Origin of the sequence: Maribacter sp., from assembly GCF_049667165.1 — a bacterium.
GTDB lineage: Bacteria > Bacteroidota > Bacteroidia > Flavobacteriales > Flavobacteriaceae > Maribacter_A.
Map to the genome: position 1 here is coordinate 21,994 of NZ_JBATHS010000018.1, position 12,961 is coordinate 34,954.

The following is a 12,961-nucleotide window of genomic DNA, read 5'->3' on the forward strand; positions in this document are numbered from 1 at the left end:
AAAAAGTAGGGTATTTTAAGGGTCGGTTGTTATATATACAAATTGCTATGAATTGGAAAATTAAATTTAATAATCAATACGTTCATGTGTTAGGTTGGTTTTTTGATTTTGATTAAAAAAGCCTCGATGTAGGGTCGAGGCTTTTTCTTTTTATGTAAGGAAGGTTTTGGTTTCGTTTGCAGATATCACAACCATTTCAGAAAGAAGTCCATGATATCTTCCTTAAAATCGTAATGCAATTTTATATAATGTCTTAGATCGTCATATAACGAGCGCTTTTCATATTGTATCTGGCCGTCTACATTCTTGTAATGGTCCGCGCTATGCAGATTGCCTAACTTGGCACGGCAACGATGCAATAATTTATTAATGGCATCACGTTCGATTATTATTCTATTCTGATAACTCTCCAATTCGTATGAGGACGTTTCAATATCATCCCTACCGGCAATTTCTTCCAGTTTTTGTTGAAACATATCCAGTTCGGACTTATGAAACTTCAATTCCCTTTTCCAAATTTCCAGATTAAAGGTAAGATCACTCGAATACACTGCTTCTGTCTGCATATTATAAGGTTTTATGTTTAAAATAAATTGCGATGGGTTCGTACAATAAAAATAACGAATTTCTATGAAAACCCCTTGTAAAATGACGATAAATAGGCCTCTTATTTGAGGTGTGGCCCTACTTTTCCCATTGCAATCCATGGCGCCCTTTAAAATTGGGAATCCCGTCTTTGGGCATAAACCCTTAATTCTTGTTTATAAGTTTTCGGTTTGTTGGATAAATATCCGCATCAGAAGCTTTAATGATTTTTGCATTTTACTATTTTTGCCCATGCAAAATAACGTCCTAATACTTGATTTTGGTTCCCAGTATACGCAACTCATCGCTAGAAGGGTTCGGGAACTGAATATTTTCTGTGAAATAAAACCGTATAACAAAGTTCCAAAGGATATGTCGATCTATAAGGCAGTCATTCTTTCAGGTTCACCTTATTCGGTCCGATCGGAAGATGCACCCCATCCCGACCTATCCCAGATCAAAGGAAAGATTCCGCTTCTAGGCGTTTGTTATGGGGCCCAATACTTGGCCCATTTCAATGGAGGACTGGTGGCGCCATCGAATACTAGGGAGTATGGCCGTGCCAGATTGACTAATATAAAAAATGATGAACGCTTCTTTTATGAAATCATCGATGGAAGCCAAGTTTGGATGAGTCATAGTGATACCATTCAGGAATTGCCCGAAAAGGCCGTGATTTTGGCGAGTACCGGTGATGTTAAAAATGCTGCGTATAAAATAGATGGAGAATTGACCTATGGCATTCAATTCCATCCTGAAGTCTATCATACCACCCAAGGAAAATTGCTATTGGAAAACTTCTTGGTTCATATCGCCGGCTTGAAACAAACCTGGACACCGGATGCTTTCGTGGAAACTACGGTGGCCGATCTTAAGCAAAAAATCGGGAATGATAAGGTGATTCTAGGATTGTCAGGGGGAGTAGACTCCACCGTTGCTGCCGTTTTATTACATAAGGCCATCGGCAAGCATTTGCATTGTATTTTCGTAAACAATGGGTTACTGCGAAAAAATGAGTTCCAGGATGTGCTCGACCAATACCAACATATGGGATTGAATGTAAAAGGGGTAGACGCTTCGGCACGCTTTTTGGATGCATTGGCAGGGGTAAGCGATCCTGAGGAAAAGCGCAAGATCATTGGTAAGAGCTTTATCGACGTTTTTGATGATGAGGCCCATTTGGTAGAAGATGCGAAATGGTTGGCACAGGGCACCATTTACCCTGATGTCATCGAATCCGTTTCTGTGACAGGAGGCCCATCGGCCACCATAAAAAGCCATCATAATGTGGGGGGTTTGCCCGATTTTATGAAATTGAAAGTAGTGGAACCTCTTAAAATGTTGTTCAAGGATGAGGTGCGAAGAGTCGGGGCGAGTATGCATATAGAGGATGAGCGATTGGGTCGGCATCCGTTCCCTGGACCGGGATTGGCCATACGTATTTTGGGGGATATAACCCGTGAAAAAGTGGCCATTTTACAAGAAGTTGATGCTATTTTCATCGATGGTTTAAGGGAATGGGGACTTTATGACAAGGTATGGCAGGCCGGGGCCATGCTTTTGCCCGTAAATAGTGTAGGCGTCATGGGCGACGAAAGAACATATGAAAAATGTGTAGCTTTACGGGCCGTTGAAAGTACCGATGGTATGACGGCTGACTGGGTGGATCTGCCCTATGAATTTTTACAAAAAACGTCCAATAGGATAATAAACAAGGTGCCGGGCGTAAACAGAGTGGTTTATGATATAAGTTCTAAACCCCCGGCTACCATAGAATGGGAATAGTTATGAATCAGATTTTCAAGAATGGCTTGGTGTTCCTACTTTTCATTATGATGGGGAGCACGGTAATGGCCCAAAAATTCACGACCCATGCGGTAAAGAAAGGAGAGACTTTGGAAAGTATCTCCAAACAGTACAACGTGACTCCATATTCGATCATGACCTACAACAAAGAGATCAAACAAGGTGTCGCTATACAACCCAATACGGTTTTGGTGATTCCGATTGGAGCCAAGGTGCCTGAGGTCAAGGGAGACGGTACCGTGAAGGAAACCGAAACGCTTTTTGAAAAGGAAGAACCCGTACAGGAGGAGCCAATAGGTTTTACGACCCATAAAGTTCGAAAAAAGGAAACGCTCTATGGTATAGCCCAGCGCTATCAGATCAAAGAGGATGACATAAAAAAGTATAATACTGAATTATACGCATCCCAACTTAAAAAGGGCATGAAACTTAGAATTCCCAAGTATAAAAGGGTCAAGCCCGACGAGAATGCCCTTACTGAGGAAGATTATGAAATATATACCGTGGCCCCAAAGGAAACCCGTTGGAGTATTGCCCATAAATATGGGATTACCATCGATAGCATGTTGGTGTTGAATCCTGGGCTATCGAAAATAAACGATTATTTATCTGAAGGTCAAGAACTCAGAATGCCCAAACCTCCAGGAAGTACCCTTCAAGGCCAAGAAACACAGTTGTATATGTCGTATACCGTACCGGCCAAAATGAATTTCTACCGTTTGGAAAAAGAATTCAATATCAAAGCGGATGAAATTGTCAGGCTGAATCCCGAAATAGCGGAACGGGGAGGTTTGAAAGAAGGCATGGTCATTCGTATTCCGGAAATAAAGGCCGATCCTGGTGCGGTAAATACCGATAACTTTATTTTTTATGAGGTGAAGCCTAAACAAACCGAATTTTCGCTCACCCGAAAATTGGGTATTTCCTATAAAGATCTTTTGGCATTGAATCCCGATTTAAGGGAAGGCTTGAAAGCAGGGATGATCTTGAAGTTGCCCAAGGACCAAATGGGTGATTTTGAGGTACGCCATTCCTTGGTGCTTGACAAGATCAATCTTTTGGATAGTATAAATCCGATCAACCATCCGAAATTGGTATTTCTTTTCCCTTTCCGGTTGGATCGATTGGATTTGAAGAACAAAGAGTCGGTACAGGAAATCATTGAGAACAGAAACAGTTTAAAATATAGTCTGGGGCTTTATTCGGGAGCCTTAATGGCCATAGATTCCATTGCTAAATTGGGTGTTTCCGTAGATGTAAAGACGTATGACAATCAATTGGATCTTTCGAAGACCAAGGAAATTCTTCTTCGGGAAAACTTGGCTGATGTCAGTGCCATTGTAGGTCCCCTGGATCTTCCTTCCTTGAAGGAAGTGGCAGTGCGGGCGGCCCAATATGGGGTACCCGTTATCGCTCCCATACCTGCAAAAAGTGATTTAAGCCTGAACAATGTATTTTTTTCCTATACCTCAGAAGAGGTGTTGCGCGACAAAATGCTTTCCTTCGTTCAGGATAGTTTGTCCGATCAGAATATGATCATCATTGCCGATGAAAAAGGCCAAACAAATAAGGCGTTGATCCTAGAAAGATTTCCCAATGCGAAAGTTCTTCAGGTGAAGGAAGAGGAAAAGAATATTGGAATCAATAGGGATAAGTTGGCCACATATCTATCTGAGGAAGTCGAAAATTGGGTGTTTGTCGAAACTGGGAATTTTAAGTTGATCGCGAGTGTTGTTTCCATATTAAATGCTTTTGAGTCTTCTTTATTAAATCCGGACACCAGCAAGTCAAAACTCAAGATACGGATGTTCACGACCAATAAAAACAGTGATTTTGATAATGATATCATTTCGAGTACCCATTTATCAAATCTTCACTTTACTTATCCCTCTGTATATCGGGAAGCGACGAATAGTGGATTTATTGAAGCCTATATAAAACGCTTTGGGGATGAGCCCGACCGATATGCGGTACGCGGTTTTGATTTAACGTATGACCTGCTTTTGAAATTGGCGTATAAGAACAATTTGAAAGATGTTTCCAAAATAATCGGGGAAACGGAGTATACCGGGAATAAATTCTCCTATGAAAAGGACATGGGCTCTGGATATTTTAACCAGGCTTCCTATATTATGATGATCGATAATCTAAGGGTGGTTCAAGTAAAATAATAATAGCATGACCTCTAAAGTAACGTATACTGGAAATTTACGGACCACCTGTGAGCATATTCGCTCAGGGGACACTTTTATTACCGATGCCCCGGTGGATAATAATGGATTGGGGCAGGCGTTTTCCCCAACGGACACTGTTGCTACCGGTCTGGCCAGTTGCATGCTTACAATGATGGGCATAAAGGCCAGGGATTTAGAGATCGATTTGATCGATACTGAGGCAGAAGTGACCAAACATATGGCGTCCGACCCCCGAAGAATTTGTAAAATAGAGGTAAAAATGACGTTGCCTTCCGGTGTCAATGACAAGCATCGAAAAATATTGGAGCATACGGCCAGAACATGCCCCGTGCTTTATAGTTTGCATCCTGATATCGAAAAAGTCATTTCCTTCCAGTGGATACGTTAAGGTATATACTTGTTTTTTTTATGGCCATGGGAACGGGGTACGCCCAAGGTGATGATGAAGCCATACCATGGAGTCCGAACCGCAAACTGACATGGGAAGATTTTAAAGGGGAGGCTCCCGTTAGGGATAGGGCCGCTGCCACGACGGCCAGTGGCATCACCTATCAATTTGCAACCATAGGGACCCCTGATAAAATGGCCATCGATTATACGGTCACCACTTTTTTTTATCCTTATAAATCCTGGTACCAATCCCATTTATGTGATTCCTTGATCTTGAGCCATGAACAATTGCACTTCGATATCTCAGAACTTTATGCCCGTAAGATGCGAGCGCGTTTGGCAACAGCAACATTCACCAACAATGTCAAGGCTGAGGTAAAAACCATTTATCGCGAAATTCTTGAAGAATTGGAAGCGTTTCAAGACCTTTATGATAAGGAGACCAATTTTTCAAGGAATGAGGAACAACAATTGCTTTGGAACGCCAAAATTGAGGCGGCATTGACCGAGTGATCTTTTGTTTATAAGGGTAAGAATATGAGGGGTAAAATATGGTTTTGGAAAATTCCTTGAGATAAATCCTATGGAGATACGACCAGATTATAAGAAACTTATTGAGCTTGCCCATTATAAAATGCCTTTCGGTAGGTTCAAAAATCGTTATTTGGTCGATCTGCCCGAGCCCTATTTGGTATGGTATCGGCAAAAAGGATTTCCCGATGGAAAGCTTGGGGACTTACTACGGTCGATGTTAGAGATTAAAATCAATGGTTTGGAACCCCTTGTTCGTAAGATTCAGAAAGAATTTCCTAGGTAATCCCTACATTTTGTTAATGCAATTTGTATTTTTGCTTGCGTTACGAACTCAATCGAACGCTTCATGTCACAGACGAAATATATTTTTGTAACCGGTGGGGTTACGTCATCTCTTGGAAAAGGGATTATAGCCGCATCCTTGGCCAAATTACTTCAAGCTAGGGGTTACAAAACAACCATCCAAAAATTAGACCCCTATATCAATGTTGATCCAGGAACCCTGAATCCATATGAGCATGGGGAATGCTATGTGACCGATGATGGGGCGGAGACCGATTTGGACCTAGGGCATTACGAGCGTTTTCTGAATGTAAAGACCTCCCAAGCCAATAACGTAACGACGGGAAGGATTTACCAGAGTGTCATCGAGAAAGAACGTCGTGGGGAGTTTTTGGGCAAAACCGTTCAGGTCGTGCCCCATATTACCATTGAGATCAAGGAGCGGGTTCAGATACTGGGCAAAAGTGGTGAATACGATATCGTAATTACCGAAATCGGAGGTACTGTGGGTGATATTGAATCCCTACCCTACATAGAGGCCGTACGCCAGTTGTTATGGGAGTTGGGCGACAATAATGCCATTGTAATACACTTAACACTCGTGCCGTATTTATCGGCTGCCGGGGAGCTTAAGACAAAACCTACACAACATTCGGTGAAAACCTTGATGGAGAGCGGAATTAAAGCCGATATCCTGGTCTGTAGAACCGAACACGAATTATCGGATGAAATCAAGGACAAACTTGCCTTATTCTGTAATGTACGGCGCGAAGCGGTAATTCAATCGATTGACGCCTCAACGATATACGATGTGCCCATCCTTATGCAAGAGGAAGGTTTGGATACCGTAGCCCTAAAAAAATTGGCATTACCTGATGCTACCATCCCTGATTTGAAACAATGGGATGAATTCCTGTACCGTCATAAAAATCCCAAACACGAGGTAACCATTGGTTTGGTCGGTAAATATGTAGAGTTGCAGGATTCCTATAAGTCCATTTTGGAATCTTTCATACATGCGGGAGCCAGTAATGAGGTCCGTGTGAATGTACAATTCATCCATTCGGAACACCTTTCCAAGAAGAACATTGAAAAAAAATTACATGGATTGGACGGTATTTTGGTGGCCCCAGGATTTGGGGAGCGTGGCATCGAAGGGAAGGTCGAAGCCGTGCGCTATGCCCGGGAAAACAAAATTCCGTTTTTAGGGGTATGTCTGGGTATGCAAATGGCGGTCATTGAATTTGCGCGTAATGTATTGGGTCTTGCCAAGGCCAATTCCACCGAAATGGATGGGAGTACGCCAGATCCCGTGATCAGTTTAATGGAAGAACAAAAGACGATTACCAATAAAGGAGGAACGATGCGATTGGGGGCTTGGGATTGTCATTTGAAAGACGGCACCTTGGTGCAAAAAGTGTATCATGGGGCTGTGGATATTTCGGAGCGTCACCGTCACCGGTATGAATTCAACAACGATTATAAGGACCGATTGGAAAGTGCCGGGTTAGTGACCTCCGGTATCAATAAGGAGACAGGCTTGGTCGAGATCATAGAATTGCCCGATCATCCTTGGTTTATCGGGGTACAGTACCATCCTGAATATAAAAGTACCGTAGCAAATCCTCATCCCTTATTTGTCGGGTTGGTCAAGGCTGCATTAATCCATAAAAAAGAACAAACTAATGCCAGTATGGCATAAACTGCCTATTTGGACATATATTTGCAGACTGTTTATGACCTTCACGAAGTACGGGTGGGTACAAATTCAATTTTAAATGGAAGAAAAGAAATTAGATATTAATTCTATTATCGGCTTTGTGTTGATTTTTGGGATACTTATTTTCATGTTTTACCAAAACAGACCTACACCGGAAGAACTAGAGGCCCAAAAAGCCAAACAAGAACAGGTCGAGGCCGAATCGAAAACGGACGAAACACCCGTAGTCACCGAAGAGGCTCCCGTGGCCATAGATCTTCAGGATTCCACCACCGTTGCCAATTATAAAAGTGCCATCGGGGCTTTTGGTTTTACGGCACCTTCAGATGGCGTTTCTACCTTGCAAAATGAATTGGTCACCTTGAAAATAAGCAATAAGGGAGGACAGATTACTGAGGCCAAAATGCGGAAATTCGTGACCTATGATTCCGTCCCGGTATATTTGGTAAAGGATGGGAATGCCTCTTTTGGCCTGAATTTTTCTACCACTGACAATAGGGTGCTGAATACCAAGGACCTTTACTTTGAGCCCTCTACGGAGAAAAATGGGGACAATCAAGTGCTTTCAATGAAAGCCAAGGTGTCGCCTGATAAATATCTTGAATATCGGTACGAGATGAAACCGAATGATTATTTGGTTGATTTCACTATTCGTTCCCAAGGGTTGAATGGGGTAATCAATAGTAGCAGTCCTATCCAATTGGAGTGGCAATTAAAAGGAATCCGCCATTCAAAGAGTATTGAATACGAAAACAGGTATACGCGTCTTACCTATAACCATGAAGATGGGAAAATAAGCAAACTCTCTGAGGGCAGTGATGATGAGGAGATCGAATCGGATGTGAAATGGTTGTCGTACCGACAGCATTTCTTTAGCTCGATCCTGGCCACGAAGGAAAAATTCAAGAAAGCGGAATTATCGTCGGTAAACTTGGTGAAAGAGGAAAGTAGAACCTTCGGATTTACCAAGATGTACGATTCCAAAGTGGCATTGGAGATGAATGGGGGCGAGCTTTCCCAGAATCTGAATTGGTATTACGGCCCAACGGATGTTGATGTGTTGGAGGAGTACCAAGATTTAGGACTGGCAGATTCAATTCCTTTTGGCTGGGGGATTTTTGGCTGGATCAACAGGTATGTATTCACTCCTTTTTATTCCTTTTTAAGTACGTACTTCCCTTATGGAATAGCCATTGTCATTATGACAATTTTAGTTCGTTTGGCCATGTCACCGGTGACCTATAAGTCGTACCTGTCCCAAGCAAAGATGAAAGTCTTAAAACCTGAGATTACCGAGTTGGGTGAAAAGTATAAGGATAATGCAATGAAAAAGCAGCAAGAGACCATGAAGCTTTATAACAAGGCCGGGGTCAGTCCCATGAGCGGTTGTGTGCCCGCATTTTTACAGATGCCGATTTTCTATGCCCTGTTCATGTTCTTCCCAACCTCCTTTGCATTACGTCAAAAATCGTTCTTATGGGCAGATGACCTTTCATCTTTCGATACAATTTATCAATTTCCGGAAGGATTTTCAATTCCCTTTTATGGCGATCATGTAAGTTTGTTCCCGATTTTGGCATCAATAGCCATCTTCTTTTATATGATGATGACCACAGGCCAGAATATGCCGCAGCAACCGGGCATGCCGAACATGAAGTTCATTATGTACTTGATGCCATTTATGATGCTCTTCTTCTTTAACAACTATGCCAGTGGCTTGAGTTTATACTACTTTGTATCAAACCTGATTACCATTTTCATCATGTTGGCTATCAAAAAGTTCATCCTGGACGATGAAAAGATCCATGCACAGATACAGGTGAATAAACAGAAGCCCAAAAAGGAGAATAAATTTCAACGTAAGATGCGCGAAATGATGGAGCAGGCAGAAGAACAAAAGAAAACTGGTAGAAAATAAAATCGGTTGCTGAAAACAACGATTATCTGCAATTCCACTTCGCTCTAAAAGTGCAACATATCAATAAAAAAAGCCCTGGCAGTTTCGTCAGGGCTTTTAGCATTAATTAGGTTTAGTTTGGTAAGATTTGGGAGTTCAAAGATGGGTTTAAATAGTCCGTTTACGAATTAAAAGTTGTAAAGCGTCTGATTATGTATGCCAAAGGTTCTGGTATTGTTGTTTGTAAAATATTAAGGTGATTTAAGATGCGGAAATACCATAAAAAAACTTCCAAGTTTAAATGCGATTGATATTCGAATTTAACACGAGGAAGTTTTTGAACAACCAATAAATAATCAACTAAACAATACCTGACTTAATGACCTAAAAGCGTTAACACTTCTTGGGAAAGTAAAACCTTATCGATAACATGAACCACGCCATTACTGGTCATAACATCGGCTATGGCTACGTTTGCATCGGTATGTGTTTTATCCCTAATGGCCACACCATGATCTATGATTGCAAATAATGATTCGCCATGCAAGGTTACGATTTCCTGATGGTCACTTAGGTCTCCGGAGGCTACTGCTGCCCCTGCGACCACATGATAGGTCAATATCTTTGCCAATAAGGCCTTTTCTTCATCTGTATCGAAATCAGCTATGGAGCCGCAATTGGGTATCAGGGCCAATAGATCTTCAAAAGCCGCATTCGTCGGTGCAAAAACCGTAAACGGACCTTCGCCACTAAGGGCTTCCACCAATCCAGCATCGGCTTGGATCAAGGCATCAACCAAGAGACTCAATTCATCTACGCTCTGTGCCGTTTCCACAATATTAGGAACTGGTGGGCTTAAAATATCCAAAACTTCTTGAGGCAACAACACTTTATTGATTACGTGGACCACACCATTACTGGCCTCAACATCCGCCAAAACCACTTTCGCATTGTTATCAGTAGCATCTTTTATGTAGACCATTCCACCCATAAGGCTGATTCCTACCTTTTCCCCTTGTACGGTTTCAATCATTTGGCCATTGCTCAAGTCTGTTGAGAATGCAGCGGCACCAGCAACAACGTGATACGTCAATACCTTGACCAATAGGTCTTTTTCAGCTTGGGTATCAAAATCAGCCAAACTATGGTAGTCATTTCCGAGGGCATCCAATAAGGCCATAAAGGCTTCGTTGGTCGGTGCGAAAACTGTAAACGGTCCATCTCCACCTAAGGTTTCTACCAACCCAGCGTTCGCTTGTTGTAAGGCACCTACCAATAGGCTCAAATCATCGGTTTCAACGGCAATTTCAACAATGGTCTTTAAGCTGGAAGCAGCTAGTATATCCAATACCTCTTGGGGTAATAAAACCTTGTTGATCACGTGAACCACTCCGTTACTGGCCTTTACATCGGCAAGAACGACGGTTGCGTTTGAGTCCGTGGCATCTACGATATGTACCATGCCGTCTTTGATATTGACACCTACGCTTTCCCCTTGGAAAGTTTCAATCATCTGGCCATCGCTCAAGTCTGTTGAGAATGCAGCGGTACCAGCAACAACATGATACGTCAGTACCTTGACCAAAAGGTCTTTTTCCTCTTGAGTGTCAAAATCTGCCAAACTATGGTAGTCATCCCCAAGGGCATCCAATAAGGCCATAAATGCTTCGTTGGTCGGTGCGAAGACCGTAAACGGGCCATCACCACTTAAAGTTTCCACCAACCCGGCATTCGCTTGTTGGAGTGCACCTACCAAAAGGCTCAAATCATCGGTTTCAACTGCAATTTCGACTATGGTCTTTAAACTTAAGGAAGTAACAAAGTCAATGGCCGACTGTGGCAATAAAACTTTATCTATCGTATGGGCAACCCCGTTGGAAGCCATAATATCTGTCCCTGTTATATTGGCGTCAACATCCGAAGCATCCCCTATAACGAAGGTCTCCCCTGAGGCGATAACATGGATGGAATTTTCACCCAATGCGGTAGCGACCGATCCTTCAGCGAGGTCATCGGCTTTAACTTCTGCGGGTATAACATGATATAGAAGAATGTTTTTCAATAACATCATTTCTTCCTCGGTATCGAAATCATCCAAACTGTTGTAATCATCTCCCAAAATATCCAAAAGGGCAACGAATGCATCATCGCTTGGGGCAAATACCGTAAATGGCCCTTCGCTACTTAAGGTTCCTGCCAAGTCCGCTTTAAGCACGGCAGCTTCCAAAATAGAAAGGCTTTCAGCTTCTACAACAATATCTACAAGGGTTCCTAATTCCTCTTCCTCTTCTTCCTCACCATTCAAAGCATCTATAATTGCTTGTGGTAAAAGCACTTTGTTAATAACGTGTACTACACCATTACTAGCCATTACATCGGGAATCAACACAGAGGCATCGGTTTCGGTGGCATCTTGTACAAAAACACCGCCATCCAAATTAATGGCCACCTCTTCCCCTTGAACGGTAGCTATGGTTTGCCCATTGCTTAAATCGGTGGATTTGGCAGCCACCCCTGCAACGACGTGGTAGGTGAGAATAGTGGCCAAAAGGGCTTTCTCCTCATCGGTATCAAAATCATCTAAGGAATCATAACCATCCAAAGCACCAAGAAGTGCCGTAAAGGCTTCATTGGTTGGTGCGAAAACGGTGAATGGCCCTTCGCCACTTAAGGTTTGAACCAAATCGGTACCTTCCTTTTCGTCTGCCTTGGTCAAAGCGGCGACCAAAGCGCTTAAAGCGTCTTGGCTTGCAGCTGTTTCAACGATATTCAGTTGAACATCGTCCTTGGCTTGATTATCATTCTCATCCTTGTCACAGGATATAACGAACAATGATAATAACGCCAAGAAAAAAAATCTTTGGAGTTGTTTTACATTTTTCATAGTGGGTGTTTTTAGAAATTAAAATGTTTAACGTTTACATTAAAAAGATAAACAATAATACAAAAGGTTGCGTCTTGTTCAATATTAATTATAAAAAGTTTAACAAAATAATTGAAACTCAATGCCTTGTCTGTCGGATTGGTCACAAAAAAAAGCCGCACAAGGCGGCTTTTTCAATCATCAAATCAATTTATCCATCAATTTGTCGTATCGGGTATCATGACCTGGTTCAATACATGTATTACCCCATTATTGGCTTGAACATCCACGGCGATTATTCCAATACCTGAATTTCCAGCGCCATCGGTGACATCAGCGATATTGTCCCCTGTGCCAGGAAGCGTAATCGTCATACTATCCCCTTCCAAAGTGGTGGCTACAGTATCCCCATCTGGGGTTAAATCGGTAGAGCGAACATTGGCTCCTGCAATTACATGATGCTGTAAAACTTGAGTCAACACATCTTCTTCAGGTATAGCGGCCAAGGCTGCAAATGCCTCATTCGTTGGCGCAAATACAGTAAACGGCGCTGGGTCAGTACCATTTGGTGTACTTAACACCGCAACGAAATCAGTCGCAGGAGTCAATTCGGTCAACGCAGTAACCAGGGTTGAGAAATTTGGATCTGCAACTGCAAAAGTAACTACCGTTGGTAAATCAATTACAGC

Annotated in this window: 10 protein-coding genes; 7 read left to right on the top strand and 3 right to left on the bottom strand. The window is 42.3% G+C overall.

Annotated features, from left to right (window positions below; translation table 11 throughout):
- Nucleotides 1-185: 185 nt before the first annotated feature.
- On the bottom strand, nt 186-566 hold the full coding sequence (locus tag WBM98_RS00690) for a hypothetical protein (RefSeq protein ID WP_424364085.1): 381 nt from the start codon (nt 564-566) through the stop codon (nt 186-188).
- 271 nt (nt 567-837) lie between these two features.
- On the opposite strand from WBM98_RS00690, the gene guaA reads away from it, so the two are divergent.
- The 7 genes from guaA to yidC all read left to right on the top strand — a co-directional run bounded on the left by guaA (nt 838) and on the right by yidC (nt 9,430).
- On the top strand, nt 838-2,370 hold the full coding sequence (guaA, locus tag WBM98_RS00695; RefSeq protein WP_424364086.1) for a glutamine-hydrolyzing GMP synthase: 1,533 nt from the start codon (nt 838-840) through the stop codon (nt 2,368-2,370).
- 2 nt (nt 2,371-2,372) lie between these two features.
- Nucleotides 2,373-4,562, top strand: coding sequence for a LysM peptidoglycan-binding domain-containing protein (locus WBM98_RS00700; protein ID WP_424364087.1), 2,190 nt, complete (start codon nt 2,373-2,375; stop codon nt 4,560-4,562).
- Nucleotides 4,563-4,569: 7 nt separating this feature from the next.
- Nucleotides 4,570-4,974 (top strand): OsmC family protein, encoded by a 405-nt coding sequence (locus WBM98_RS00705; protein WP_424364088.1) that lies wholly within the window; start codon nt 4,570-4,572, stop codon nt 4,972-4,974.
- Nucleotides 4,962-5,489 (top strand): DUF922 domain-containing protein, encoded by a 528-nt coding sequence (locus WBM98_RS00710; RefSeq protein WP_424364089.1) that lies wholly within the window; start codon nt 4,962-4,964, stop codon nt 5,487-5,489. Before WBM98_RS00705 ends, WBM98_RS00710 begins: the two co-directional genes overlap by 13 nt.
- Before the next feature lie 70 nt (nt 5,490-5,559).
- A complete protein-coding gene (locus WBM98_RS00715; RefSeq protein ID WP_424364090.1) occupies nt 5,560-5,793 on the top strand; it encodes a DUF3820 family protein in 234 nt (77 codons plus the stop codon).
- Between the two features lie 63 nt (nt 5,794-5,856).
- Nucleotides 5,857-7,494 (top strand): CTP synthase, encoded by a 1,638-nt coding sequence (locus WBM98_RS00720; RefSeq protein WP_424364091.1) that lies wholly within the window; start codon nt 5,857-5,859, stop codon nt 7,492-7,494.
- A 76-nt stretch (nt 7,495-7,570) separates the two neighbouring features.
- Nucleotides 7,571-9,430, top strand: coding sequence for a membrane protein insertase YidC (gene yidC, locus WBM98_RS00725; protein ID WP_424364092.1), 1,860 nt, complete (start codon nt 7,571-7,573; stop codon nt 9,428-9,430).
- Nucleotides 9,431-9,785: 355 nt separating this feature from the next.
- On the opposite strand, the gene WBM98_RS00730 is transcribed toward yidC, so the two are convergent.
- Both WBM98_RS00730 and WBM98_RS00735 read right to left on the bottom strand, forming a co-directional pair.
- The gene (locus tag WBM98_RS00730; protein WP_424364093.1) at nt 9,786-12,293 is read right to left on the bottom strand and encodes a fasciclin domain-containing protein; all 2,508 of its coding nucleotides are present in this window, start codon (nt 12,291-12,293) and stop codon (nt 9,786-9,788) included.
- A gap of 197 nt (nt 12,294-12,490) precedes the next feature.
- A partial coding sequence (locus WBM98_RS00735) for a fasciclin domain-containing protein (protein ID WP_424364094.1) occupies nt 12,491-12,961 on the bottom strand: 471 nt, incomplete at its 5' end.